Consider the following 26,934-nt stretch of genomic DNA (forward strand, 5'->3'; position numbering starts at 1 on the left):
TAGAGAATTCATCAGTCAATCACCTTGACGTTGTTCTCATTGAATTGCATTCCGAGCTTTTCAGCAATCGCATAGATTCTCTCAGGTGAGCTTAGTTGGGCGATCTCATACTTCAATTCTTCATTCTCTTTGGCAATCGTGTTCGTCTCTTGTGTGATCAGAGCCGTATCGCGCATGATGTTGTACGCTTCATTATGTTTCGATACCGTGATGCCACCGAACAGGACAACTGAACAGATCATGGTCGGGTACAGGATGGATTCGAACAAAGTCAACGTACGTCGTTTTGGAGCTGGTATTGGTCGTTCTTGCGGAATCGGATTTCGATTCGGCGTAACTTGAGGCTGCAGAGCCTTGCGAGCAGCTTCTGGCATCAGGTATCCCTCCTACGTACAGTCTATTTTTGTTTTTCTGCGACCCGGAGTTTGGCAGAACGGGCCCGGCGGTTGCCTTCGAGCTCGTCGTCCCCGGCTGTGATCGGCTTGCGCGTGATCAATTTCAGTTCGGGTTCAAACTCTTTCGGGATGACCGGCAATCCGGGCGGTAACGGCGGATGCTGGCTTTTCTCTTTAAACACTTGTTTACAAATTCGATCTTCTAACGAGTGGAACGTGATGACACAAATGCGTCCGTTGATGGCAAGCATGTCGATCGCGTCTTGGACGGCACGGTCGAACACGTTCAACTCGTCGTTGACGGCGATGCGGATGGCTTGGAACGTCCGCTTCGCAGGATGACCGCCTTTTCGTCGGGCCGGCGCCGGAATCGCGTCTTTAATCAATTCGACGAGTTCGAACGTCGTCTCGATCGGTTTGACGGCACGGGCCTGCTCGATCTTGCGCGCAATCTGTTTGGAGAATTTTTCTTCCCCGTATGTAAAGAAGATGCGGGCAAGATCTCCGAACGGCCATTCGTTGACGACGTGATACGCGGACAGCTCGCGTGAACGGTCCATACGCATATCGAGCGGTGCGTCGTAATTGTAGCTAAAGCCACGTTCGGCCTCATCGAGCTGCGGCGAGGACACGCCAAGGTCGAACAATACCCCATCGACCTGAGTGATTCCCCGCGCCAACAGTTCGTCTTTCAAATGGACGAAGTTGCTTTTAATGAACGTAACCCGGTCCTCATATGGAGCCAGCCGCTCACTCGCGTGCTTGAGCGCGACGTCGTCTTGGTCGAAGGCGTATAGATGGCCTGTCGTCAAACGCTTGACGATTTCTTCGCTGTGACCGGCTCCTCCTAACGTACAATCGACATAAATCCCGTCTGGCTTAATATTTAATCCCTCAATGGACTCCATTTTTAATACCGTTTCATGCTCAAACATACAAAAACCCTCTCAACCTACATTTTTCAACTATTTTATTACGTTTACTTTATCATAAAAATGTCAAGCGCCGCATAGCTTTTTAGCGAAAAGAGGAAACAAAAAGGTAACAAACAAAAAATGGTTCCCACAAATTTCTGGGAACCATCTCCATCGAGCTCATTTCGGTTACAATTTGACCAAACATCGCTCAAAATCGGCTTGTTCATAAGACTGGCGCAAGCGCTCGAACATATCGAGACCGTGACGGTTCAACAACGGGACCATTGACCAAATCCGTTCTTGCGGGGCATCCATCGGCAAGAGCCTTGTCGATAGATGGATCCGTCGACTGTTCAAGCGGTATTGGTCGCGTTTCGCTTCGGCTCGCATCTCGTCGCCGAGACGCTCGAGCACATGGCGGGCCTTCGCATCAAACCGGTGTCCGTGTTTGCCTGCCTCGCGTCCGATCGCTTCCGTGAGCGTCCGGTACGCGTACAGGTTTTGGTCGAACGCTTCGTCGTCGAACGTGTGGTCCGGTAACGGGTCCGCCAAATAGTCGACGAGCGTCACGCCTTCTTGGGCGAGCTTCTTCTCATCGTTCGCCGAGACGAGCACGGCCCCGAGCCGTGGAATCAACAGCGGCATCTTCCACTCGAAGACATGGAACAAGGGCCGAAGTTGAAGCCAGTAGGCGATTTCACCGGGACCGGCGATATAGGCGAGCGTTGGGAACAAGTGGTCCTGCATGAGCGGACGGGACACGACGTTGTTCGAGAACCGCTCCGGATGCGTGTCCACTTGTTGGATCAGCTCGGCCTCCGTGAAGCGATGCCCCCTTTTCGTCGTGAAGAACCCGTCCTGTTTCGTCAACAGTTCGCGCGTCCCGTCGTGATAGAACAGATGGGCCGCGTCCCGATTCAACTCGACGGTCGGCATCCCGTCCTCGAACGAATCGTGCAACGCCGCATGCAAGCGGTCATGTTCCGTAATCAACCGTTTGAACGCGTCGCGCTCGAGGGCCCGGACTTCCGGCTGGTGCGGGTCGAACAGGATAAAGTCTTTGCCGACAAACCGGCGCATCATCTGCCCGAAGAATTGGGCGAACGAACGGCTCGCTTGGATCACTTCGACGAGCTCATGATAGAGCGTCGTCGTATAACGCGTCTCCGTCTCGGATAACAAGAGGCGTTGCAACATTTGTACGAGTTCGATTTTAAGGCGATCGAACTCCAATTCCCCGACCGACGCCTTTCCGGCGAGCGGGACGGTCGAAAGCGCCTCTTTGCGCAGTTGACGCGACATTGACTGGCTCACGAAGACGTGGTTGATTTCCGCATAGTCGTGATCCTCCGTCGCCATCCAAAAAATCGGGAGGACCGGTTTGTTCAATTTCGCTTCCGCCTGTTTGGCCTTCTTCAGCACGGTCAACAGCTTATACACCGCGAACAACGGACCGCCGAACACCCCGACTTGTTGCCCGGTCACCATCGTGAACGCCTCACCGGCTGCCAACGCTTCGAGTTTTGATTCGAGCGCCGGAGAAATCGGACCGTGGACGGTTTGTTGGTCTCGCAAAATGTCGACGAGCGCGGGCAAATGCGTAAACGGACGGTTCATCAGTTCGTCCGCCCTCACCTCGAGCTCATCCATCCCTGTATAGTCCAGCCATTTCGAATAGCCCGTCTCCACTTGCATCATCGGAGACGACGGGGCGTACATGGCGTCTAGCGACTCTATCCTCACGTATAACGACTTCCTTTCAAACGATTAATACATCATCTCTCGTGCGATGCCGATCGTAAACAAGACGATATGGGTCGGGACGAGCAGCAAAAACAATAAGCGCCACCCGTGCACGAACATCTTCGTAAAGACGACATCCTCATGGCGAATCCGTTGCCAAATCGCGTTGGCCGGGAAGATGGCGGCACAGACCGCAAGCAACAGCCAGATCAAATCGATTCCGACAATCGCTTCGAGCAGAACCGCACATGCATAAAACCAAAGAATCACGCCGGCATCACAGGCGAGTTTGAACGTATTAACCGATTTCGGCATAATTTTTCTAAGTACCATATACACCATAAACCAAATGACGAGTGGAAATGAAACGATATACACTAGCACGATACGCTCGCTCCTAAAATTAATTTTTGCATGACCGGAATGACGGTCAATGTGACGCCTCGTTCGTCGGCCCGTTTCAAGAGCGGCGTCAAGATCGCATCGACCTCAGTCTGACGCCCCGCCTCGATGTCACGCAACATCGAAGAACGATTGTGCGCCGTCTTGTCGATGATCGTGTCGATATATGTATACGGGACGTGGCGGTCGAACAACGTCGTCAGTTCTTCATAAATCGCCGTCGCGACATCACGGCAAGGCGGAACGGCGACCGCACCGTTCTCGACACGGCAGAGCGCCGTGATCGGATTGATGATGGCGTTGGCGAATAGTTTCTCGGTGACGACTTGCTCGATATCCGCTTCCCAGACGACAGCAAGCGGTGACGCACTGAACGACATCGCCTCGAGCGAGTCGAGACTGCCGATGCGGATGCGCCCAAGCCCGGTATGGTGAAGCCGATTGCCCTCGCGACTCACGCCATGTTCGACGACACCGAGATGAAACCCGCGCTCCCGTGCATAGTCGAGATGGGCGATTCCGTTCGAACAGATGAATACGGGCACCTCGCCGGACAATCGTTCGGTCGCCGCCTCGACCTGATGCGCTTTCGTCGTCACAAAGAACACGTCCTGCTCTGTCTCGTCGAGTGTCGACACTGGAACGAGGCGCACGTCGGCCGTCCCGCTCGTGACGCCGGTGCGGTCAATCGTCACGGTCGACGCCTCGTCGACACGCCCATAAAGCGTCACCGTATAGTCCGGTCCGAAGAGCGAAGCCATCAGCATGCCGACGGCCCCGTTCCCGATAATCCCAATTCGTTTAATCGGCTTCATCTAGCCATCCCTCCACGTCTAGTCTGCACTGAAAAGTTTACCACAATCTTTTGCCACGACCCAAAAAATAAAAAAGAAGCGACCTCCGAGGAGACCGCTTCTTTCCGCAATTATTTGCTTGTTACTTCTTTACCGTTGTAGTGTCCGCAAGATTTGCATACACGGTGAGAAAGCTTCATTTCGCCACAGTTCGGGCACTCGTTCATACCAGGTACGTTGAGTTTGAAGTGAGTACGACGAAGACGTTTGCGAGTTTTCGACGTTCTACGGAATGGTACTGCCATCGTTGTCCACCTCCTTGAAAAGTTAGCCGTTCTCGTCCTCTTTTTTAGAGAACAAGTCAGCGAGCCCCGCGAGGCGCGGGTCAATTTTTGGTTGGTCGTCCGGCTGCTCGTCAATGACGGACCAGCCTTCCCCTTCAACCTGAGTTTTGTCTGTTTCGTTCCCAAAGATTTGCATCGGGACGTCTAACATGATGAGCTCTTTTACGATCGGTCGCAGATCAATCGTATTTCCTTCTGGCAAATTGACATCATCGAATTGCTCCGTATAACGCCCATTCTCCAAAAAGAAAGGCTCGAGCGATTCAATATCGAATTCATAAATGACATCATCCAACGTACGCGCATCTGGCAACGTCAGGTCACCTTGAACCTTCAAATTGAATGTAACTTGATTAGATGTGAACGACGCATCCCCGTGCACATGCACCGGACGAATCGAACGGATATCCGGATGGAGCTGAGTAAGCTCTGGTAGTTCGACCATCTCATCGATGGTAAAACTGTCACCCTGGTTTCGTAGCTTAAGTAGCTGTGCAATAGACCACTTCATCCGAATCACCTCAATTGCAACAATATGAATTATAGATAGGCCAACTTGTTTTGTCAATGTTTTTTCTTTACACTAAAATCAGTTGACGACGGCGCTTTGCCAAAGCGTACTTATCCATCTTACACCAATCCAATCGACAATGCAAAGGAGTAATTTTATGCGAAAAACGGCCATCATTGCCGAGTACAATCCGTTCCATAACGGGCACCTACATCAGGCGGAACGCGCCCGGATCGAAACCGATGCTGACGCCGTCATCGCCGTCATGAGTGCCCAGTTCACTCAGCGCGGCGAGCCGGCAGCTTTCGATAAGTGGAGCCGCGCCCGTGCCGCCGTCCAAACGGGTGCCATCGACCTCGTCATCGAACTGCCGACCCGTTTCGGCGTGCACCGGGCCGACCGGTTCGCGAGCGCCGCGGTCGCCATCGCCGAACGTGTGCGTTGTCAAACGCTGTCCTTCGGTAGCGAGAGCGGCGACATCAGCGCCGTGACCCGGGCCGCGGCAGCCAACATCGAAGCGACCCCGGCCTATCAGACGGCGTTAAAAGAAGCGTTGGACAAAGGACGTTCTTCGGCCAAGGCGTCGAGTGAGGCGTTCGGGTCGCTCTATCCCGATTTCGATTTGACGTTGCCGAACAATATCCTCGCCTATCACTACGCGAAAGCGGCGACGTCCATCGAGCTACACACGATCCGCCGTCTCGGGGCCGGCTATCATGACCCGAGTGTCTCAGACGTCATGTCGGCCACGGGCGTGCGCGCCCACTACTTAGAGTCCGGAACGGTCCGGGCCGTCCCTGACGCCACGAGAGCGTTGTTTCAAGCCAATCCGATGGCCCATTGGTCGCTCTATTGGCCCGTCCTTCAATATAAGTTGCGTACGACGCCGAAAGATGTTCTTGAACAACTCGTCGGCATCGACAGCTCGCTGTCGCCCCGCCTGATTCAAGCCGGGCTCGAGCCGACGTTCGAGCAGGCGCTCGCCCGCCTGCTGACGAGACGGTATACCCGGACGTCCATCCAACGCGCGCTCGTCGCCATCCTCATCCATTGGCGGCAGGACGAGTTGCCGGAGCGGTTCGACGACGTGCCGTATATCCGACCGCTCGCATTCAACACAATCGGGCGCACCGTGTTAAACGACATAAAAAAAGATGTACCGCTCATGAGCAAGTATCATCCTGACCTGGCGTTCGAGGCTCGAGTGACCGAGGCGTATCGCCTTCCGCTTGGAAATCGGTCACTCGTCGAACATATGCAAACCCCTCAATTCATCGACTCTAAATAATCGATGGCTTCCTCGACCGTCTTGACGGGAACGACTTCAATGTCGCTCTCGAGCCGGTCGAGTGATTCCATCGCCTCGTCGTAGTTCGACCCGGCCGGCACGAAGAACACGGATGCCCCAGCCTCGTCCGCAGCTACGATTTTTTGCCATGCCCCGCCGATCGGCCCGACGTTGCCTAACTCATCGACCGTTCCCGTTCCGGCAATGACGGCACCGCCCGTCAAATCGCCCGGCGTCAACTGATCAAAAATCTCGAGCGTGAACATGAGACCGGCCGACGGTCCGCCGACGTTCGTCAGTTCGAACGAGACGTCCGGGTCCGTGCGTACGTCCTGGACCGGCAGCGGCTCATAAATCCCGAGCCCGACCCGGTCCCCGCTCCGGTCAATCGGTTGAATCAGCGTATCGACCTCGCGCTCGCGTCCGTCCCGCTCGAGCGTGACGGAGACTTCATCGCCGGCTTCAAATGAAGCGACGCGGTCGATGAAATCAAGGCGCGACACGAATGACTGGCCATCGAGTGCGGTGATGACGTCACCCGGCTTCAAGACGTTCGCAGCGAGCGACCCGGTGATTGGGGCCGAGACGTACATGCCGTCGAACGTCACCGTCACATCGGCGTCCGCCAACTCATAGGCGTATTGGATCGCCGCCTGTTGCGACGACGCCATCAACAGCTCTTGTCTGCGTTCGTAGTCCGCCTCGCTTTCGCCGTCATAGAGATAGCGGCTGGCCGGGCTCGCCTCCGTGAACGGGGTGAACCAGCTGCCGACGAGCCAGAGCGGTGTCGCCCGGCGTTGGGAAATGGTCACCATCTTCAGTTCGCCCGGTTCTTTGTCCCCGCCCTCGACCGTCATGAACTCTTCAATCGTCGTCGCCTCGCCCGGATACGTGATGTAATACGGGAGCGGCACGAACAAGAAAATTAGGATGGCCACGAGCAGACCAAAGCCGATTTTGAGCGACTTCATTGCCCGTGACTCACTTCATATTTTTGCCGTAACGCGTGCTCGACTTGCTCCGGGACGAGCTCGGCGACGGAAGCCCCGTACTTGGCGACTTCTTTCACGATTGAGGAACTGAGGAACGAGTACTGGCTGTTCGTCATCATGAACAGCGTCTCCACGTTCTCATTCAACTTCTTATTGATTGATGCGATTTGAAGCTCATACTCGAAGTCCGAGACGGCACGTAGGCCACGGACGATGGTTGCCGCCTCACGCTTGGCGGCATATTCGACGAGCAACCCGCCAAACGCGTCAGCGGTGACGTTCGGCAAATGCGTCGTCACGTCACGAATGAGCGATAAACGTTCCTCCACGTTGAAGAGCGGTGCCTTGCTCGAGTTCTCGAGCACGGCGACGATGACTTCGTCGAAGATGGCCGCCGCCCGCTCGATGATATCTAAATGGCCATTCGTAATCGGGTCAAAGCTCCCCGGGCAAATCGCGATACGTTTTGACATGTTCTCACTCCTCGGTCGCTGCATACTCGTAAAAGCTGATCGTGATCACGTCCGAGTAGCGCTGTACCTTGATTTTTTCCAACTGTCCGACCTTGTCTGGCAACGTCACGTCGCTGCCGTGTTCGCAGACGACGACGCCGTTGTCCGTCAACAGCCGGTTCGTTTCAATGATTTCTAAAAACGGCACATGTTCTTCCGCATGGTACGGCGGATCCATGAAAATTAGTTTGAACGGTTGACCTTTAAGGACGAGTTGGTCGAGGACCGACCGGGCGTCTTGTTGGAGCACCGTCGCTTTCGACTCGTAACGCGTCGTCTGCAAATTGTCTGTGACCGTCTGAATCGCCTTTCGTTGCTTGTCAACGAACACGGCATGGTCACACCCCCGTGACAACGCCTCGATGCCTAATCCCCCGCTCCCGGCGTATAGGTCAAGCGCATCGCCCCCGGCGAAATAAGGACCGATGATGTTGAATAACGATTCCTTCACTTTGTCTGTTGTCGGTCGTGTGGCCGACCCCGGGACCGCCTTGAGTCGGGTCCCTTTTCGTTCTCCTGAAATCACTCGCATATCCGTTCTCCTTCACCACAAAAGATGAAGGCGGTGCCGCCTTCATCTCTGTGTTATTTCTGCTTCGATTCGTACGTCTCCGCGACGAACGGCCGCTCACTGCGGACGACCGCTTCGACGAACGGCAACGCGCTCACTTGTTCGAGAATCGCCTCATGCCCATCGAGGTCAGTATAGAGGAAGGCATACTTCTCCCGCTTGGACACGTAATACAGGTTCGCATAACGACGCAACGCCTTCACTTGCTTCAACGATTGGACGTAAACGACGAACCCGATTCGACCATTTAATTCAAACGACTCAGATGGCACATCCACAGCTTCCGCCTCCACAACTTCCCCCGCCTGAACATCCGCCTTCGTCGAAGAACGGGTTTCCGGTCGGGACTTTGATTTTTGGAGAAACCGAGAAGGCCAACAGCTCACTCACTTCCCCGAGCAGTTTATCCAAACTGCGTTCCGCTTTTTTAAACGCGGCCACTTCCGGCTGGACATCGAGACGCCGTTTGACGAGGTGCATCTCTTTTTTAATGCGATCGTGGTCCGGATGATGTTTCCCGAACCGCTGTACGTACTCGTAATCTTCTTTCATCCGCAAGAACTCACGTTCCACGAGGCGCGCTTCCTCTGATTGGGCTCGCGCTTGTTTCGTGGCGATATATGTTTGGAACGACTCGCTCGCTTCAATCAAATCGGCTAACGATTCCGTTTGATCGAGCAGGGCGATCGTCTGTTCAGTAATAATCATGGCTTTCACCCTTTCTGCCATGATTTTAACACATTTGATTCCCTCTGTAAGCAATCGGCTTTATAATTGAACGTGACTGTCAAGCGTCCAATCAGAAAGGAAGTGAACAGGTGCGCACTTGCACCTCGTTATGAAAAAAGTCTCATTCAATATGATTCGCTCGGCCGGCATCAAGACCGACTATGCGAAAGCTGAATATTATTACGACCAGCTCGATAAAGTAAGAGCAGCCGACCTCGTCCTGTTCCCCGAATATTGGATGGTCAACTCGATTATCTACGGACTCAACAAACCGATTTTCCCGTCTCCGGCGACGTACCATCTCGGCCACGATAAAATCGAGATGACGCGTGCCTTCAAGGCGACGTTCCCGCACCGAATCCCGAAGACGCTCATCTACGGGAAGAATCCGTATACGATTGAGCGTGTCTTGGAAGAGTTCGAGTATCCGTTCGTCGCCAAGACGGCCAAGTCGTCGATGGGACAAGGCGTCTGGCTCATCAAACATGAACAGGATTGGCTTGAGTACGTCGACAAGCACGACACGTTCTACGTCCAACAATACATCCCGAACGAGCGCGACCTGCGGATCATCGTCATCGGTGAAGAAGTCGTCGGTTCATATTGGCGTGTCAGCGAGGCGTTCTTGAACAACGTCGCCCAAGGCGCCCAGTTCTCATATGACGATATCCCGGAAGACGTCGTCGCGGAAGTGCTCGACATCGCCAAGACGCTCCACATCAATCACGCGGCCTTCGACGTCATCGTCGCCGACGGTGAATTTTACATTTTAGAGTTTAACGTCTTCTTCGGCTCAGAGGGACTCATGCCGCTCGGTGTGAGGCTTTCGGACAAAATCGCCCATTACCTCGACACCCGGGCTTGAGGCGTTCATCTTTTTTTCACAATTTGAACACACGTTATTCCAAGAACGTTTTCGAATATGATATGATGACATATGAGGTTTATTAGGGAAAAGGGGGATTATGATGAAATTTGAGCAGTTCCACATCGAGGGAAAAGAAATCCGCTTCGGTTTGCTCGAGACGATCATGGATCATCATCATTTCATCCGTGAAGGCGCTTGGGACTATGAGCGTGCAACGTATGACATGAAGTACGAGAAACAATCGACGGGCGAGACGTTCTACCTTCGCTTACCGGTATATGCAATCGAAGGCCAAATCGAGGACCGTCATGCGGTCGTCAAAATGTTGACACCGATTCTCGGAAAACATTACTACCCGCACGGCGTCGAGTACGACGAAGAGTTCCCAGAAGAAATCGTCCGTGATTGCGAGCGTCGTCTAGCCGCACTCGCTGAGACACTCGAAGTAAAACCCCTTGCATAAGCGAAGGGGTTTTTCTTTTGGTTTCTCATGAGCAGAGATATACGTTGACCCAACAGCTTACGCCGACAAGTCCTCTGATCGGATGATGGTGCAGCCTTTGCCCTCGTAATACGCAATCATGTCGTCAATTTTCTTCAAGTCATAGCTCGTGATACAATCCGACAGGACGCTGACCGTATAGTCGGATTTCCGCAGATTGTAGCACGTCGACTTCACACAGGCGGTCGCATCGGCCCCGGTGACATAGAACGTGTCGATGCCATGCTGTTCAATGAACGCCGCGAACGCCTCGCTCGTCAAGGCGTTACCTTTGTATTTGGTGAACACGTGATCAGACACGATTTTCAAATCTGGGGCTAATTCCGCACCGCGCGTCCCTGTTTTGAACGTTCTCGTCCCCGCGGATAAGTTCTCATGCCGAATGTAGACGACGTGAATCCCCTTGTCGACCGCCCAATCGATGGATGTGTTGATGTTGTCGATGACCGCTTTGTAATTTTTCGTGATGTCATTCTGAATGTCGATGACGACCAATGCTTGCTGTTGCATCTGATTTCCCCCTCGATGAGTCGTGTACCGTAACTACTCTTTTCATCTTACCAGAGTTGAATCTTGGAAAATATAGACAAAATGAATCATCCACATACAAAAAAGGGAGGACCCGCCGAGGGTCTCCCTTTTGTCATGTCGCGATGACGTTGAGCGTCACATCGACTTGTCCGAGCAACAAGTCGAACTGGTCGCGCACGTACCGATATAAGCGTTCAGCCTCAACGAGTGAGACGGGTGCAACGATTTGATAATCGTATCGCTCTTTCGAGACGGACACGACCTTCACTTCACGCAATCCGAATTCGATTGCGCTGCAAGCAATCAAATCCTCGATAGCCCGTTCAGCGATCGTCACATCTCCATAGGAATAATCATTTCCGATGACAGCCATCGTATCATTCATCTTCTTCACTCCTTTTCTGCCGCGAGTACTAACACGTCCTCCATAATGGTTTCGATATCGACAGGTTTTTCTCCTGCCGTGGCCATTTGGGCGACCGCACGGACGTCATGGTGACGGTCGATGATATACATCGTCGTCGCATGCGTGACGAGTCCGCTGTTCGCTTTCGAATAGTAGAACTGAAGCTGACGCGTGATGCGGTCGATATCGGCCTGGTCACCGGTCAACATCTTCCAGCCCGTCGGTTCGGCTTGGAACGCCTCCCCGTAATTCTCGAGGACCGGCACCGTATCGACGTCAGGGTCGACCGTGATGGCGACGAGCTCGACGTCCGTCCCATACAGGTCTTCCGCTTTCAACTCTTGCTCGAGCTTCATGAAATCACGCAACGTGAGCGGGCAGATGTCCGGACAGTTCGTATAAAAGAACGTGACGATTTTAACTTTGTCATTGTCCGAATTGTACGACTGACCGTCGAGCGCATTCGTCAACGTGAACGGGGTCGGCTCTTGGATGACGGGCAAGTCCTCTTCTTTAATGAATAAGAAGTACGAGGCCACGCCGATCGCCACCAGTATGGCGACCGTCAAGCCGACCGTCATATAGCTATTCCGTTTCATCCTCATCCCCCTCTCTCGATTCACCCACCGATAATGGCACGGAAGACGTTCGTCGTCTCACCCGGGTCATAGGCGACATAAAGGAGGACGTATACCGTCACGCCGGTAATCGCTGTGAAAAACCAGACGACCGAGGCTTTCGGTCCGATTTTACGGTGTTTCTCGACTTTATTTTTATAGCCGAGGTAAAGCGTGATCAATCCGAGCACCCCACCCGTCGTCGCGAGCAGGATATGGAAAATCATGAACGCCAAATAGTAAGGCTTCACGGAATCTGGTCCCCCGAAGGCGGTGTTGCCGACGAAAATCGTCCGTGAGACGTAGAGAATGAAGAATGTCGTCGCGGCGATGGCCGCGGCCGTCATGACTTTCTTATGTTTGTCGACGTTGCGGCGATCGCGCGCAATAATCGTCCATCCGATCGCGACTAAAATAGCACTGATGACAATGAATGTCACACTGATCAAGGCAAGATAGTTCATCGTAGTTTCCCCTTTGATTTAGTTCATTTTTTCTCTGTTGGTTCTTGCGGTGTGAATGACATGCCTTCGTCAAGCGCAAGCGATTTCGTCCGGCGCACCCAACCGAAGAACGTCCAGCCGAAGAAGAAACCGTAGACAACTTCTTGACCGAGCTTCATGAGAACTCCGCCGAAGCGTTGGTCTTCAAGCGCGCTGTTCGTCGCCCCCATGAGGGCATTCAAATCGAGACCTGATACGTCGCCGTTCGGCATACAGTAGCCGAGCACCGTTGCGAACGTCTCAGCGTCCGTATAGGCGTCATAAAGAATGCCTTGACTGAAGATAATAAGGGCACAGGCCGGTGTCAACAACACGCCGTTCGCGATGATGTACACCATCCGTCGCAAATCCGACATCCCTTCCTCTTCCTCTGAGAGGAACGGTGCGATGACCGGATACCACATCGTCAAACTGAAGACGACGAGGGCGCCGTGGAAAATGCGATGCACTTCATAGTTCGTCAAGACGTAGTCAAAGATGAATGGCATGTGATACAAGGTGAACAATGCATTAAACAGTACGAGGGCAATTAAAGGTTTTGTCATAAATCTGAGCGTTGGCCCAATCACCTTATAGCTAAATAATTTTTCGAACACCCAATATGGCATCCCGTACACGACAAGCGCCGGTGCGAGCACATAGACGAGCACCATCTGGAACATGTGCACCGAGAAGATGATGTGTGCGAGCACATCGACCGGACTTCCGAAACCGATATAATACAATACAATGGCGAATAACATGCTGAACTTTTGTAACAACGTGGTCGACTCGTACCCTCGCTTCGCCATTTTCTCTGTGACGACCGCATAGAGGACGTACAACCCTACCATCAACAATCCGAACCAAGGACTCCAAAGTGTCATCCAATCGAACTGTTTGAGTAGCTCTGATGTATTCCAGAGCATCCCTTCACCCCTTTTCTTTCTCTCCCAAACCAATGAAACCGTTCACTTCAAGATTACTATTCCTTTATTTTTGAAGTAAAGCAAAAAGGACTGAATCATCTATGTTTCCACAGATGTTCAATCCTTTGTCACATTTACCAAATGAGCAAGCGAAGTGCAGCGACTGTGATGATGGCGACGAAGATACCAAGCCACATCATTCCGACGATCCACGTGTTGCCACGGTTGTTCATATGCATGAAGATATAAAGCTGCAAGAACACTTGGATGATGGCGAGGATGATTAAGAAACCACCTGCCGCCCACACCGGCATGAGTTCAGCGTATACGGCGCCGAACGCGACGAATGTGAGCAAAATCATCATCGCGAAACTGATCAACTGGAGTTGATACTCGCGGCGCGACTCGGCTTTGACTTCAAGCTCTAACTGCTTGTGTGATTCGTTGATTGGTTGTTTTTCCATGTTAGCTCACCATCCCTAAGAGGTAGACGATTGAGAAGATGAAAACCCAGACGACGTCGATAAAGTGCCAGTACAGGCTCGACACGTAGAACTTCGGTGCGTTGTAGACATCGATTGGACGGTTCCAGTTGCGAATCAACAACGTCGTGATCCAAAGAAGACCGAACGTGACGTGCGCGCCGTGGAAACCGACAAGCGTGTAGAACGCCGATCCGAACGCGCTCGATGTGAACGTGTGACCGATATGGTAGTAGTGGATGAACTCGTAAATCTCAGCTCCGAGGAATCCTGCCCCGAGGAGAAGCGTGATCACCAACCAAAACTTCATGCGGCCTGGATTGTTCGCTTTCATGTTCATCATGGCGAGAACACTTGTGAGCGAACTTGTGAGGAGGAGCATCGTCATTAAGAAGACGAGCCCCATCTCAAAGATATTGTACGAACGAAGTTCCTCTGGCGCACCAGAGTTGAGTAGACCGACATACGTTCCGAAGAGCGAGGCGAAGAGAACGGTCTCTCCACCGAGGAAGAACCAGAAGGCTACATATTTATTTTTCCCTTCCAGCGTGGCTTTCTCTGGATTGGCCGGAATTCCGGTCACCGGGTGTTTTTCGACTGCATGTGCCATTTATTGGTCTCCTTTCTCACGAATCGCTTTCAAATCCGCTTCGATTTTCGATTTTGGAATGTAGAAGCCATGGTCGTCAATCCATGAACGGAGGAACATCGACACGAATGTGATGAGCAATCCGACCACGATGAGTGACCAACCGACAACCGCGTTATCCATTTGGAAAATCGCTCCGAGTCCGGCGATGAACAAGCCGAGTGACATGAAGAACGGGATAATCGAGTTGTTCGGCATGTGGATGTCTGCTACTGGTTCAGCGACAGATACCCGTTTGTTGCCCGCCATCTTCTCGAGCCAGAACGTATCGAGACCTTTGACGAGCGGTGTTTGTGCAAAGTTGTACTCTGGTGTCGGTACAGGAAGCGTCCACTCCAATGTACGACCATCTTCCCAATGGTCAGGCTTGACGCGTTGTTTTGACAAGAATGCTTTCACAACAGCGACGAGCAAGACGATCGTCGACACACCCATGAAGAAGGCACCGATTGTCGACAGCAAGTTCATCGTCTCAAACCCTTGGTTCGGAAGGTATGTGAAGACGCGGCGTGGCATCCCGAACAATCCGAGGAAATGTTGCGGGAAGAACGTCAAGTGGAACCCGATGAAGAACAACCAGAACTGCCAGTAGCCAAGCTTCTCAGAGAGCGCTTTGCCGAACATGAGCGGGAACCAGTAGTAAAGTCCTGCAAATAGACCGTAAACGACCCCACCTACGATTACGTAGTGGAAGTGAGCGACAACGAAGTAACTATCGTGGTACTGATAGTCGGCCGGTGCGACCGAAAGCATGACCCCTGTCATCCCCCCGACGAGGAATGATGGAATGAATGCGACCGAGTAGAGCATCGCGACGTTGAACTTGATTTGTCCGCCCCATAGCGTGAACAACCAGTTGAAGATCTTGACCCCTGTCGGCACGGCGATCGCCATTGTTGCGACAGCGAAGATCGAGTTGGCGACCGGTCCAAGACCGACCGTGAACATGTGGTGGACCCAAACCATGAATCCGAGGAAACCGATGAGCATCGTTGCGAAGACCATCGTTGTGTAACCGAATAGGCGTTTACGAGCGAATGTCGGAATAATTTCCGAGAAAATACCGAACGCCGGTAAAATCAAGATATATACTTCCGGGTGTCCGAAGATCCAGAAGAGGTGTTCCCAGATGATGACGTTACCACCCATTGCCGGGTCGAAGTAGACGGCCCCGAACAAGCGCTCGAACATCAACATGAACAAACCGACTGTGAGCGGCGGGAACGCGAAGACGATCAACGCCGAAGCGACGAACGTCGTCCACGTGAAGAGCGGCATCCGCATGAGTTTCATACCTGGAGCACGCATGTTCAAAATCGTGACGAGGAAGTTAATCCCGGCCATGAGTGAACCGAAACCTGAAATTTGAAGACCGAGGGCGTAGAAATCGACCCCTGATGCTTCCGGTTGTGTCGAGAGCGGCGCGTACGCCGTCCAGCCTGCGTTCGGTGCAGCGCCGAAGAACCAGCTAAGGTTCAACATGACACCACCGAAGAAGAACAACCAGAAACCGAGCGAGTTAATGAACGGGAACGCGACATCGCGTGCCCCGATTTGAAGCGGTACGACGGCGTTCATGAATCCGAATAACATCGGCATGGCCGCTAGGAAGATCATCGTCGTCCCGTGCATCGTAATCAATTGGTTGAACGTTTCGCCGCTGACGAAGTCGTTCATCGGACGAACGAGTTGCCAGCGAATAAGTAATGCTTCAATTCCACCGAGAAGGAGGAAGAAGATTCCTGAGAACAAATACAAAATACCGATTTTTTTGTGGTCAACCGTCGTAACCCAATCCATGATGCCATTGTATTTACGCGGTTGCTGCAATGCAGTGGTCTGTGCCACGTGAAATCCCCCTTTTCCCGTTAGTCAATCTTCTGATCGTACAAGAAGTCAACGAGTGCATCTAACTCTTCATCACTGATTTGGCCTTCACTGAAGCCAGGCATGAGCGCGCCCTCTTTCAATTCTTGTGGATCACGAATCCATTTTTTCAAGTCGTCCTCGTTGTTTTCGAGGTAACCGATCAACCATTCGCGATCACCAAAGTTCGTCAAGCTAGGCGCGACTTTCCCGCCACCGTGACAGCTCAAGCAGCTCTCGACGTACACGGCCTCACCTGTCGTCAAGTTTTGGTTATCTGCAACAAGGTTTTCTGTGTTCGCGTCTTGCTGAGCTTTCATGTCTTCGAGCCATTGGTCGTAATCTTCTTGCTCGAGCGCGATGACTTTGAAGTCCATGAGCGCGTGAGACGGTCCGCAAAGCTCGGCACATTTCCCGAAGAACGTACCTGGTTCATTTGCATGCAACCACATTTCGTTATCAAGGCCTGGGTTCGTATCCGTTTTACCAGATAAAGCCGGTACCCAGAACGAGTGGATGACGTCTTTCGATGTCAAGTTGATCCCGACGCGTTTACCGACCGGGATGACAAGTTCTTGTCCCGTGACGACGCCTGCGTTCGGATATTCAAACTCCCACCAGTACAAGTTAGCCGTAACATTGATTTCTTCTTCTTTTTTCGCTTCTTTCGCTTTCGCGAGTTCGACAGTCGTCGTGATTGTCGGTACAGCGAGAATGATGAGCAAGATGATTGGCACGACTGTCCAAATCATCTCGAGCGTGCTGCTTCCTTCGACTTGCTTCGGAATCGAATCGTCTTTACGACGGAACTTCATAAGCACGTAAACGTAAATGATCGATACGATGACGAGTACGAAGAGCATAAGTACCAAACTGATGATAATGATCCGGAGCTGAATTTCAGCGCCTTCTCCCATCGGCTTCAATGCAGACAATCCCTCAACGCCGCACCCTGACAATAGCAGTGCGAACATCATCATCGGGACGATGCCAAACAGAAGCTTTTTAAATGATTTCACAACAATCCCCACTTTCTCCCAAAATGATGTGTAATGGTTTCTATATAGTGAGTGTGATTACGCTAATGCTGCCGTCAAAATCAGCGCGACAATCCACACGACTAAATAAATTAATGAATAAAAGAACATTTTGTTTGCCCACTTGATTTCATCCTCAGCTTTAAAACCTTTCAAACCGAGGTATAACCAGTAGCCCCCAAGACCGGCTGCAATGATTACGTAGACTAACCCGTAATGCATGAACAAGAGCGATGCTGGAATCAGCGTCGCAATCCACCAGATGATTTGACGCTTCGTAATCGCAAAACCGTTGACGACCGGTAGCATCGGAATGCCGGCCGCTCGATACTCCTCGGTACGTCGCATGGCGAGCGCGAGGAAGTGTGGCGGTTGCCACAAGAACATGACGAGGAACATGAGCCACGCGTCGATATGAAGCGCGGGATCGATGGCTGCCCACCCGATGAGCGGCGGTACCGCTCCGGAGATGCTGCCGACGACCGTGTTCAACGTGTGCGTCCGTTTAAGCCACATCGTATAAATGACGACATAAAAAAATGCCCCGATTAAACCGAAGACTGCTGCCACATACGAGACGATCAATAAGAGCAATGTCCCGATCGCAAGCTGCGCTAATCCAAGGAGCAAAATCCGCTCTCCCGAAATTTTACCGGTGACACTCGGCCGATTGTCTGTACGTCCCATCAAGTAATCGATATCACGGTCCACGAAGTTGTTTAGGTAACAACTCCCGGAGATGACGAGTGCGCTTCCTAACATCGTTAATAAGAGCTGCGGCCAAACCTCAAATAAATAAAAGACTGGCGTATCACTCTGATACGTTGCTGCTACAAAGAAACCGGCGAAGACCAACAACAAGTTGGCACGGACGATTCCCATTTTTGCCAGAGCAACATAGTCGCGGAACGAGGCGGATTCTGTATATTCTACTTCTGCCATTGTCCCTGGGTTGACTTTTGTCATACTGACCCCCCTACTAATCACGAAATCCACGTATTCTTTTCACAGAAAAAACACAATATGAACAAAGTTCACCTAACTCATAACAAAGATACCATATTTTCAAAAAGAATACGTCGTTTATGCTTGTAAAATAGCTAGTTTTTTGTGACAAACGTGTGATAATTGTCACACTAAAAACGCCATGTTAATACTAGAATAACGATTTTGATAGCGATTGCAAGCTTTTCCGTTTCGTTTTTACGACGTAAAGCCGTATAATAAGTATGGCGAAAAAAATATAAACTTACAAGGTACAATTCTAGTGATTTTCTCAAAAGCAGGTGGAAACGAATGCATAAAAAACTCGCACTATTTTCAGCGCTCGTCACGCTCGGGATGATGCTCGTCCTGATCATGGGTGGAACCGTGACAAAGACGGACTCCGGCGACGGGTGCGGAACGGATTGGCCGCTCTGCCACGGGAAACTGATCCCGACCAATCCGAGCGTCGAAACGATGATCGAATACAGTCACCGTGTCGTCTCGGGCATCGAGGGACTGCTCATCATCGCCTTGACGATTTGGACGTTCGCGGTCGTCAAGAACCGGTATGATGTCAAAGTGTTCGCGTTCCTCGCGTTCATTTTCATGCTCATCCAATCGATTATCGGTGCCGGTGCCGTCATCTGGCAACAGTCGGACGCGATTCTAGCGCTCCACTTCGGCATCTCGCTCGTCTCGTTCGCATCGCTGCTCATCTTGACGATTCTCTTGTTCGAAGGGGAACGCGTGCATCGGGCCGTCTCCGAACGGTTGAAGATTCATCTGTACGGCTTGACGATTTATACGATGGTCGTCGTCTATACGGGCGCTTACGTCCGTCACCTCGGCGCGACGTACGCCTGTGTCGGTTGGCCGATTTGTGACCAGAACGTGTGGACGTTCGAGTCGTACGTCCAAATGGGGCACCGCATCATGGCCGGCCTGCTCGTCTTCTATACGTTATACGTCCTCTACTTGGCGCGTCGGGAGACGAACCGACTCGTCGAGACTGGCATGTGGGCCTCACTGTTCTTCATCCTGCTTCAAGTCGGCACGGGTGCGTGGATCGTCCTTGGGGGACACGCCACGTACGTCCCGCTTCTCCACGCCTTCTTGATTACCTGCTATTTCGGGATTATCTCGTACTTGGCATATCATGCGTATCGGAGCCAGAAGCAGACGACCGAGGCCGCGCGACAACAATCCATTTAAGCACGCACACAAAAAGGAGCGACCGCATCGCTCCTTTTTTTGATGCCTAGTTATTGCGCGTCCTTGAACCGCTCGAGTGCCCGGGCCCGTGCTTCCTTGTGGTCGACAATCGGGTCGACGTATCCGTCCCGCTCGGTCAAGTCAGGGAAGTGAATCGCTTTGTTGTCAAGATCGGCGAGTTCGGGCACATACTTCCGGATGAACGTCCCGTCCCCATCGAACTTCTCGGACTGTGTCGTCGGATTGAAGATACGGAAGTATGGCACCGCATCTGTCCCGACCGATGCCGCCCATTGCCATCCCCCGATATTCGAGGCCGCCTCATAGTCGATCAGTTTCTGTTCGAAATAGCGCTCCCCTTTCCGCCAGTCGATCATCAGATGCTTCGACAAGAACGAGGCGACAATCATGCGAAGCCGGTTATGCATCCAGCCCGTCTCGTTCAATTGCCGCATCGCCGCGTCGACGATCGGATAGCCCGTCTTCCCGTCACACCACGCCTGGAAGTTCGCGTCGTCGTTCTCCCAATCAAGATGCTTATACTTGTCGTTGAACGGACGGTCTTTCAGTCCCGGGAATTGGACCATGATCATATAGTAGAATTCGCGCCATAACAGCTCGTCGTAATATGTGTCGCGTCCGCTCGATTTCGGCGCCTGTAACACCGCTTCCGTCACCGTCCGAATAGACAGCACCCCGGTCCGAAGATATGGCGACAGCCGGCTCGTCCCGGCGATGGCTGGGATGTCACGGTCCTCATCGTACGCATCGATTCGGTTCGCGACAAAGTCGCTCAAACGACGTTTCGCGGCCGCTTCGCCGAGTGCTTTCCACGAACGCTCACAGCGGTCGAACTGACGTTTCAAGTCAGATGGGACTTCATGCCCCGTCGTCACGTGACGCTTCAACGCATTCACGTCGACCTCATACGGAGCGGGCGGTGTCTCGGCATAGGCTGCTTTTTTAAATGGCGTATATACTTTATACGGATCGCCGTCTTTTTTTGTGAACGCGTTCGGGGCGAACAAATGGCGGTCGAGCAGGCGGATGACTTTGACACCTTCCCCGAGCGCCTTGATGACGGCGTCGTCCCGCTGTTTGAACGGTTCGACATATTCGGCGTTGAAATAGAGAACATCGAGCTCACCGAGTGCTTTGACGAACTGTTCGGCCGTATCGGCCACGATGACACGAAGTCCGAGTTCACGTTCGTCTAACTCGTCCATGAACTGACGCATCGTCGCGAAAAAGTAATCGTGGCGCGTCTCGAACGGTTCGCAATACTTAGGGTTGAGCCAAAAGACGAACTCCATCTCATCGTCGGAATCAGCGTCTTTCAAAGCTCGGTGTAACATATGATTATCTGTCAATCGAAAATCTGATCGAAACCAACATACTCGTCTCATCTCTCCCACTCCTATCTAAAAAAGAAGCATAGCCGCGCTATGCTTCTTTTCATTATACAAACTCAATCAACAAGTCGTCACTTTGGATTGTGTCGCCTTCTTTAATATGGACCGCTTTGACTTCCCCGTCTTGTGCGGCTTGGACCGTCGTCTCCATCTTCATCGCTTCCGTGACGAGGAGCTGTTCCCCGCGGTGGACACGGCTACCTGGTTCGACGAGCACTTTCAACACCGATCCCGGCATCGAAGCCCCGACTTGTTTCGGGTTCGCTCGGTCGACTTTCGGACGGCTCGTCGTCGCCGACTTCACGTTCACGTCTTTAATCTCGATTTCACGCGGGACACCGTTCATCTCGTACGAGACGAGACGGATGCCGTCCTCGTTCGCGGCACTGATTTGAACGAGTTTGATGATGAGCGTCTTCCCGGTCTCAATCTCGACTTGAATCGTCTCCCCGACGTTCAATCCGTAGAAGAACGTCAACGTGTCGAGCACCGATACATCCCCGTACGTAGTCGAATGCGTGACGTAATCCTCGAACACTTTCGGATACAACGCGTTCGAGAGCAATTCGAAGTCCGTCACCGGACGATCGAGTTTCTCGAACAGTTTCGACTGGGCCGCCTCAAAGTCATACGGCTCAATCAACTTGCCTGGACGTACGTCAAGCGGCTTCTCACCTTTTAGAATCGCTTGCTGGACATCGGTCGGGAATCCTCCTGGAGGCGTCCCGAGTTCGCCGCGCATCATCTCGACGACCGAATCCGGGAAGTCGAGTTGGTGACCGCGGTCAATCACATCTTGTTCGCTCAAGTTATGTTGGACCATGAACAGCGCCATGTCGCCGACGACTTTCGACGACGGTGTCACTTTGACGATATCTCCGAACAACATGTTGACGCGGGCATACATCGCCTTCACTTCGCTCCAACGGTCACCCAATCCGACCGCTTTCGCTTGTTGCTGCAAGTTCGAGTACTGTCCGCCCGGCATCTCGTGCTCATATACCGACGGGTTCGAAGCGCGCATGTCGCTCTCGAACGGCTCGTAGTTATGACGCACATCTTGCCAGTAGTCGCTGATGACCTCGTAATGCTTCGCATCGATTTTCGGTTGACGTGCGTGATGGTCAAGCGCATAAATCAAGCTGCCGCCTGAAGGCTGCGACGTCATTCCTGACATCGAGCTCGCCGCCACGTCGACGATATCGACGCCCGCATCGGTCGCCCGGGCGTACGTGAAGATTCCATTGCCCGAAGCGTCATGCGTATGCAAGTGGATCGGCAAGTCGACGGCATCTTTCAATGCCGAGACGAGCGCATACGCCGATTCCGGTTTGAGCAGGCCGGCCATGTCCTTGATGGCAAGGATGTGGGCCCCGCTCGCTTCGAGTTTCTTCGCCAAGTCGACGTAATACGGCAAGTGATATTTCGGACGGCTGCCGTCGTATAGGTCACCCGTATAACAAACTGCTGCCTCGGCGACTTTGCCGGTCGGTAACGTCGCGTCAATCGCGAGTTGAATCGACTCAAGGTTGTTCAAGCTGTCAAAGATCCGGAACACGTCGACGCCGGCATAGGCCGCCTCGTGCACGAACTTCTCGATGACGTTGTCGGCATAGTTCTTATACCCGACGGCGTTGGCACCGCGGAGCAACATTTGAATCAACACGTTCGGCATCTTCTCACGGAGACGCATGAGGCGTACCCACGGGTCTTCCGAGAGGAAGCGATAGGCGACGTCGAACGTGGCCCCGCCCCACGCCTCGACCGAGAACAGCTCCGGCATGAGTTTGCTCGTCGGTTCAGCGATATTGATGATGTCTTGCGTCCGCATCCGTGTCGCGAGCAGCGATTGGTGGGCGTCGCGCATCGTCGTATCCGTCAATAACAGTTCGGGCTGGCGCTTAATCCAGTCGGCGAGGCCGTCCGGACCGAGTTCCGTCAAAATCTGTTTCGTGCCCGGTTTGGCTTCGGCCGGCAAGTCGTGCGGAATCCGGACCGAACGGCTGATCGGCTTGTCTTTCAACCCGACGCCCGGGAATCCGTTCACCGTGACGTCACCGATATAGTTGAGCAATTTCGTCCCGCGGTCTTTCCGTTTCGGGAAGACGAACAGTTCCGGCGTCTCATCGATGAACGACGTGTTATAGTCGCCGCTGATGAAGTTCTGATGCTTCATCACGTTGATTAGGAACGGGATGTTCGTCTTGATGCCACGGATCCGGAACTCGTTCAAGTTACGGACCATCTTCGAAGCGGCTTGTTCGAACGTCATGCCGTGTGTCGACAGCTTCACGAGGAGCGAGTCGTAATACGGCGAAATCTCGGCACCGACGTAGGCGTTCCCACCGTCGAGTCGGACCCCGAAGCCGCCCGGCGAGCGGTAGGCCATGATTTTACCGGTATCCGGCATGAAGTTGTTGGCCGGGTCTTCCGACGTGACACGCGATTGGATGGCGTAACCGAGCAATTTGATATCCTCTTGTTTCGGCATGTGGATGACGTCGCCGTGGAGCGACTCCCCTTGCGCGATCATGAGTTGCGTCTGGACGATATCGAATCCGGTCACCATCTCGGTGATCGTATGCTCGACTTGGATACGCGGGTTGACTTCGATGAAGTAGAATGACTCGTCTTCCGTGACGAGAAATTCGACCGTACCGGCATTGATATAGCCGACGTGGCGCATCAGTTTCACGGCTGCGTCACAGATGGCTTGACGCGACGCATCCGATAACGTCACACAAGGTGCGACTTCGACGACTTTTTGGTGACGGCGCTGCACCGAGCAATCGCGTTCGAACAAGTGAATGATGTTCCCATGGTCATCCCCGAGGATTTGGACCTCGATATGTTTCGGGCGTTCCACTAGTTTTTCTATGTACACTTCGTCTGAACCGAACGCTTGCTTCGCTTCTGACTTGGCACGTTCAATCAAATCTTTCATCTCGGCTTCCGTACGGATGACACGCATCCCACGGCCGCCTCCGCCCATCGCGGCTTTGACCATGAGCGGGAAACCGTGCTCGTTCGCAAAGTCTAAAGCGTCCTCATAAGACGTGAGCGGTCCGTTCGAACCTGGAATGACCGGGAGTCCGGCTGCGATCGCATTTTGACGGGCCCGAACTTTATCCCCGAACGCATGAAGGTGCGCTTCGTTCGGTCCGACGAAGATGATGCCTTCTTCGCGGCAACGACGTGCGAGTTCGATATTCTCAGACAAGAAACCGTAACCTGGATGGATCGCGTCAGCCCCCGACTGTTTCGCGATGCGGATCACGTCCTCGATATCGAGATAGGCGTCAATCGGTTTTTTATCGAGACCAATCAAGTAAGCCTCATCCGCTTTAAAGCGGTGTAACGAGCCGCTGTCTTCTTGAGAATAGACGGCGACCGTGCGCATCCCTAATTCAGTGGCGGCACGGAACACGCGGATGGCGATTTCACCACGGTTGGCTACGAGTAATTTGCTAATTGATTTCAACATAAATCCCCCCATTTAAGTAGTTCAATCTTTTTTACCTTACAACATGCAATGACGAACTTTGAACGTTTTCTGCGGATTTCTCCCGGATTTCGGCTCGTTTCGTCGCTTCCCGATGCCGATTTCGCATCGAGATGCTACTGAGCACACCGAGAATCCCCATCGTCATGATGAGTGACGTCCCGCCGTAACTGACGAGCGGGAGCGTGACACCTGTACCCGGGAACCAACCGGACATGGCACCGATATTGATTCCGGTTTGGACCATGATTTGAGCGGCGATGCCGAACGAGACGAACATCGCAAAATGGTTGTCGCTATGGTTGGCGATATTGACGGCCCGGAAAGCGATGAAGAACAGCAAGGCGAGGACGACGACGACCCCGATAAAGCCGAGCTCCTCGGCGATGATGGACATGATATAGTCCGTCTCCGGTTCCGGCAAGTATCCGTACTTCTGATAACTGTTCCCGAGACCGACGCCGGTCAAGCCCCCATGTACGATCGAGATGATCGACATGAGCAATTGGTGCCCATAGCCTTCCGGGTCCATGAATGGATTGAAGACGACTTCGATGCGGCTGCGCTGGTTCTCCGAGAAGATTGTCGTGAACATCAAATAGACAAGTCCCAATCCGGCGAGCACGGCAGGCACGATGATCCGAAGCGGCGCCCCGACGGCGAGCCACATGAGGAACATGATGGCCCCGAGGACGAACAAGCCCCCCATATCCGGTTGACCGTTGATGGCGATGGCGTAAGGGAAAAAGAAGTAGATGACCGGTATCATGAAGAAGGCACCGAACTGAGCCCGGATTCCTTTTTTCATGATAGCGGCTCGCCCTAGTCGACCAGGCAACCCTTTCAGTTCCCCATTCCACAACTGGTGATAATAGTTGGCGAGCAATAGAATCAATACGAATTTCGCGACCTCGACCGGTTGCATCGTAAAGCCGCCGATGATGAGCCAGGCGCGCGCCCCGTTAAGAGCCGGCATCGCCCACGTGATGAACAACAGCATGACCGATACGAGATAGAGGCCGTACAAAATATTAGGTTTTCTAAAGTTCTCATAGCGGAACATCGTCGCAATGAAATAGACGACAATACCGATTCCTGCATAGACGAGTTGACGATAGAACAGACTGCTGTTCGCGTAATCCCCGCGATTCCACACGCTCGCACTATAAATCATGATCGAACTGATTCCGACGAGCATGAGCACTGCAATGAACAACGAGAAATCAAAATACCGAAACCGTGTTTTCATGTTTTCACTTCCTTATGTACAACAATCACTGACCCATTATAAAAAAATACTCAAACAGCGCCGCTTGCACAGTTTGAGTATAAGGTTCATAAATCTGAAGCTTCCGCGAGGGCGGACAACTTTTGTTCCAATGAATCGAGCAGTCCTTTACCTTCAATGTCTGAAATGAGTCCAAGACGGACCGCAAAATCAATTTGGCGTGATAGACCGAACATATGTGTATCAAGCACCTCTTCATAAAGCGGGCACTTCGGCATTTTTAGGTTTTCTAACTGCACTTCAATCAAACAACGGATTTTTTCAGCATCGGCCTCTAATAGTTGAAGCGCTTGCTCCCGTTGGACTGCAGCCAAATTTGTCGCCACTACGACCCCTCCTCCGTACAATGACAGACTGTTTGTCATAACTCAACTGTACATTATATTTCATCATAATTCAATGAACAGTCTAGATTCAGGGCGAGTTTCTCGCAGGTTCCCTTTTTCTGAGAAAGAGCTGTATAATGTACAGTGTATTGTGAATAAAGGGGGCGTATCCATGATTTTTCCACTAGACGGAGCGGTTCGTCACGCGCTGACAATCGACCCGACCGTATGGATTTTTGATGACCGCAAGCGAAACGTCGAGGACCTCGACCGCGCGGTAGAAAGTGATAACGACGCATACTATGCCAAGATGGGGAAGGCATGGGATGACGGTTTGACGCAAGGGTCACGCGTCGACCATAACAAGCCGATGTCTCGAGCCGATAAGGATGCGGCGCTGCGCGACTCGTTCGCGATGCCGTTCGCGCCATTCCTTCAAAACGCCGAACCGATCGCCACGGCGACGCACGTCAGTTTTTATGGGGAGACGGTGCTCACGTTGCCAATCGATGAGGCGCAAAGCGTTTACTTACAGTTCTCTCAGGACGGAAAAGTACTCGCAGACGGCCCAGTGTATGTCTTGCACGATCAACAAGTATGGCGTGGTGTCCATCACATCGCCGTACGTACAGAAGGATGA

31 protein-coding genes are annotated in these 26,934 nt (G+C 52.6%); 5 read left to right on the forward strand and 26 right to left on the reverse strand.

Translation table 11 applies throughout. From position 1 onward, the window contains the following. Positions 1-11 precede the first annotated feature (11 nt). The 7 genes from ftsL to KNO58_RS05950 form a co-directional block, all read right to left on the reverse strand. Positions 12-374 (reverse strand): cell division protein FtsL, encoded by a 363-nt coding sequence (ftsL, locus tag KNO58_RS05920; protein ID WP_251026096.1) that lies wholly within the window; start codon positions 372-374, stop codon positions 12-14. A gap of 23 nt (positions 375-397) precedes the next feature. Further along, complete coding sequence (gene rsmH, locus KNO58_RS05925; RefSeq protein WP_021067038.1) at positions 398-1,330, reverse strand: 16S rRNA (cytosine(1402)-N(4))-methyltransferase RsmH; 933 nt, start codon at positions 1,328-1,330, stop codon at positions 398-400. A 168-nt stretch (positions 1,331-1,498) separates the two neighbouring features. Beyond that, positions 1,499-3,055 carry a bacillithiol biosynthesis cysteine-adding enzyme BshC gene (gene bshC, locus KNO58_RS05930; protein WP_260570659.1) on the reverse strand — a complete coding sequence of 519 codons (1,557 nt, stop codon included), beginning with the start codon at positions 3,053-3,055 and terminating at the stop codon, positions 1,499-1,501. 24 nt (positions 3,056-3,079) lie between these two features. Continuing rightward, positions 3,080-3,439 (reverse strand): DUF3397 domain-containing protein, encoded by a 360-nt coding sequence (locus KNO58_RS05935; protein ID WP_214752287.1) that lies wholly within the window; start codon positions 3,437-3,439, stop codon positions 3,080-3,082. Continuing rightward, the gene (locus KNO58_RS05940; RefSeq protein ID WP_214752288.1) at positions 3,433-4,272 is read right to left on the reverse strand and encodes a 2-dehydropantoate 2-reductase; all 840 of its coding nucleotides are present in this window, start codon (positions 4,270-4,272) and stop codon (positions 3,433-3,435) included. The genes KNO58_RS05935 and KNO58_RS05940 overlap by 7 nt, the downstream gene beginning before the upstream one ends. Positions 4,273-4,382: 110 nt before the next feature. After that, a complete protein-coding gene (gene rpmF, locus KNO58_RS05945) occupies positions 4,383-4,556 on the reverse strand; it encodes a 50S ribosomal protein L32 (RefSeq protein WP_015881300.1) in 174 nt (57 codons plus the stop codon). A 22-nt stretch (positions 4,557-4,578) separates the two neighbouring features. Then, positions 4,579-5,106 (reverse strand): YceD family protein, encoded by a 528-nt coding sequence (locus KNO58_RS05950; protein ID WP_214752289.1) that lies wholly within the window; start codon positions 5,104-5,106, stop codon positions 4,579-4,581. 157 nt (positions 5,107-5,263) lie between these two features. On the opposite strand from KNO58_RS05950, the gene KNO58_RS05955 reads away from it, so the two are divergent. Then, on the forward strand, positions 5,264-6,394 hold the full coding sequence (locus tag KNO58_RS05955) for a tRNA(Met) cytidine acetate ligase (RefSeq protein WP_214752290.1): 1,131 nt from the start codon (positions 5,264-5,266) through the stop codon (positions 6,392-6,394). On the opposite strand, the gene KNO58_RS05960 is transcribed toward KNO58_RS05955, so the two are convergent. The 5 genes from KNO58_RS05960 to KNO58_RS05980 are packed head-to-tail and all read right to left on the reverse strand — an operon-like array spanning position 6,373 to position 9,177. Further along, entirely contained in the window at positions 6,373-7,365 is a 993-nt protein-coding gene (locus KNO58_RS05960; RefSeq protein WP_214752291.1) for a SepM family pheromone-processing serine protease, read from the reverse strand. The genes KNO58_RS05955 and KNO58_RS05960 overlap by 22 nt on opposite strands. After that, on the reverse strand, positions 7,362-7,859 hold the full coding sequence (coaD, locus tag KNO58_RS05965; RefSeq protein WP_214752292.1) for a pantetheine-phosphate adenylyltransferase: 498 nt from the start codon (positions 7,857-7,859) through the stop codon (positions 7,362-7,364). Before coaD ends, KNO58_RS05960 begins: the two co-directional genes overlap by 4 nt. 4 nt (positions 7,860-7,863) lie before the next feature. Further along, positions 7,864-8,430, reverse strand: coding sequence for a 16S rRNA (guanine(966)-N(2))-methyltransferase RsmD (rsmD, locus tag KNO58_RS05970; RefSeq protein ID WP_214752293.1), 567 nt, complete (start codon positions 8,428-8,430; stop codon positions 7,864-7,866). 53 nt (positions 8,431-8,483) lie between these two features. Further along, positions 8,484-8,747, reverse strand: a complete 264-nt coding sequence (locus tag KNO58_RS05975; RefSeq protein WP_214752294.1) for a DUF2129 domain-containing protein — start codon at positions 8,745-8,747, stop codon at positions 8,484-8,486. Then, entirely contained in the window at positions 8,731-9,177 is a 447-nt protein-coding gene (locus tag KNO58_RS05980; protein WP_034777059.1) for a YlbF/YmcA family competence regulator, read from the reverse strand. Before KNO58_RS05980 ends, KNO58_RS05975 begins: the two co-directional genes overlap by 17 nt. Positions 9,178-9,307: 130 nt before the next feature. On the opposite strand from KNO58_RS05980, the gene KNO58_RS05985 reads away from it, so the two are divergent. Next, entirely contained in the window at positions 9,308-10,063 is a 756-nt protein-coding gene (locus KNO58_RS05985; protein WP_214752295.1) for an ATP-grasp domain-containing protein, read from the forward strand. Between the two features lie 103 nt (positions 10,064-10,166). Next, on the forward strand, positions 10,167-10,529 hold the full coding sequence (locus KNO58_RS05990; RefSeq protein WP_021067026.1) for a YugN family protein: 363 nt from the start codon (positions 10,167-10,169) through the stop codon (positions 10,527-10,529). Between the two features lie 57 nt (positions 10,530-10,586). Here KNO58_RS05990 and KNO58_RS05995 read toward each other — a convergent pair whose 3' ends face one another. The 10 genes from KNO58_RS05995 to cyoE form a co-directional block, all read right to left on the reverse strand. Next, positions 10,587-11,078, reverse strand: coding sequence for a cysteine hydrolase family protein (locus KNO58_RS05995; protein WP_214752296.1), 492 nt, complete (start codon positions 11,076-11,078; stop codon positions 10,587-10,589). Between the two features lie 133 nt (positions 11,079-11,211). Then, positions 11,212-11,484: a hypothetical protein gene (locus tag KNO58_RS06000; protein ID WP_021067024.1), complete on the reverse strand. Its 273-nt coding sequence runs from the start codon at positions 11,482-11,484 to the stop codon at positions 11,212-11,214. A gap of 5 nt (positions 11,485-11,489) precedes the next feature. Then, the gene (locus KNO58_RS06005) at positions 11,490-12,104 is read right to left on the reverse strand and encodes an SCO family protein (RefSeq protein WP_214752297.1); all 615 of its coding nucleotides are present in this window, start codon (positions 12,102-12,104) and stop codon (positions 11,490-11,492) included. 20 nt (positions 12,105-12,124) lie between these two features. Next, positions 12,125-12,586 (reverse strand): DUF420 domain-containing protein, encoded by a 462-nt coding sequence (locus KNO58_RS06010; RefSeq protein ID WP_034777049.1) that lies wholly within the window; start codon positions 12,584-12,586, stop codon positions 12,125-12,127. A 23-nt stretch (positions 12,587-12,609) separates the two neighbouring features. After that, positions 12,610-13,533 (reverse strand): cytochrome c oxidase assembly protein, encoded by a 924-nt coding sequence (locus tag KNO58_RS06015; protein WP_214752298.1) that lies wholly within the window; start codon positions 13,531-13,533, stop codon positions 12,610-12,612. 134 nt (positions 13,534-13,667) lie between these two features. Then, positions 13,668-13,997, reverse strand: a complete 330-nt coding sequence (locus KNO58_RS06020; RefSeq protein ID WP_021067020.1) for a cytochrome C oxidase subunit IV family protein — start codon at positions 13,995-13,997, stop codon at positions 13,668-13,670. Position 13,998: 1 nt separating this feature from the next. Beyond that, positions 13,999-14,625 (reverse strand): cytochrome (ubi)quinol oxidase subunit III, encoded by a 627-nt coding sequence (locus tag KNO58_RS06025; RefSeq protein WP_021067019.1) that lies wholly within the window; start codon positions 14,623-14,625, stop codon positions 13,999-14,001. Beyond that, positions 14,626-16,464, reverse strand: a complete 1,839-nt coding sequence (gene ctaD, locus KNO58_RS06030; RefSeq protein ID WP_214752323.1) for a cytochrome c oxidase subunit I — start codon at positions 16,462-16,464, stop codon at positions 14,626-14,628. 68 nt (positions 16,465-16,532) lie between these two features. Then, entirely contained in the window at positions 16,533-17,549 is a 1,017-nt protein-coding gene (coxB, locus tag KNO58_RS06035) for a cytochrome c oxidase subunit II (RefSeq protein WP_260570837.1), read from the reverse strand. 57 nt (positions 17,550-17,606) lie between these two features. Next, positions 17,607-18,533, reverse strand: a complete 927-nt coding sequence (gene cyoE / locus KNO58_RS06040) for a heme o synthase (protein WP_214752299.1) — start codon at positions 18,531-18,533, stop codon at positions 17,607-17,609. 330 nt (positions 18,534-18,863) lie between these two features. Between cyoE and KNO58_RS06045 the strand changes: the two genes are divergently transcribed. Then, positions 18,864-19,766 carry a COX15/CtaA family protein gene (locus KNO58_RS06045; RefSeq protein WP_214752300.1) on the forward strand — a complete coding sequence of 301 codons (903 nt, stop codon included), beginning with the start codon at positions 18,864-18,866 and terminating at the stop codon, positions 19,764-19,766. Between the two features lie 50 nt (positions 19,767-19,816). On the opposite strand, the gene KNO58_RS06050 is transcribed toward KNO58_RS06045, so the two are convergent. The 4 genes from KNO58_RS06050 to KNO58_RS06065 form a co-directional block, all read right to left on the reverse strand. Further along, complete coding sequence (locus KNO58_RS06050; protein ID WP_214752301.1) at positions 19,817-21,172, reverse strand: cryptochrome/photolyase family protein; 1,356 nt, start codon at positions 21,170-21,172, stop codon at positions 19,817-19,819. A gap of 52 nt (positions 21,173-21,224) precedes the next feature. After that, complete coding sequence (locus KNO58_RS06055; RefSeq protein ID WP_214752302.1) at positions 21,225-24,662, reverse strand: pyruvate carboxylase; 3,438 nt, start codon at positions 24,660-24,662, stop codon at positions 21,225-21,227. 31 nt (positions 24,663-24,693) lie between these two features. Beyond that, positions 24,694-25,929: an FtsW/RodA/SpoVE family cell cycle protein gene (locus KNO58_RS06060; protein WP_214752303.1), complete on the reverse strand. Its 1,236-nt coding sequence runs from the start codon at positions 25,927-25,929 to the stop codon at positions 24,694-24,696. Between the two features lie 86 nt (positions 25,930-26,015). Then, the gene (locus tag KNO58_RS06065; RefSeq protein ID WP_021067011.1) at positions 26,016-26,294 is read right to left on the reverse strand and encodes an Fpa/YlaN family protein; all 279 of its coding nucleotides are present in this window, start codon (positions 26,292-26,294) and stop codon (positions 26,016-26,018) included. Between the two features lie 172 nt (positions 26,295-26,466). Between KNO58_RS06065 and KNO58_RS06070 the strand changes: the two genes are divergently transcribed. Further along, a complete protein-coding gene (locus KNO58_RS06070) occupies positions 26,467-26,934 on the forward strand; it encodes a hypothetical protein (protein ID WP_214752304.1) in 468 nt (155 codons plus the stop codon).

The sequence above is a fragment of the Exiguobacterium sp. J17977 genome, assembly GCF_018616375.1.
Taxonomy (GTDB): Bacteria; Bacillota; Bacilli; order Exiguobacteriales; family Exiguobacteriaceae; genus Exiguobacterium; species Exiguobacterium mexicanum.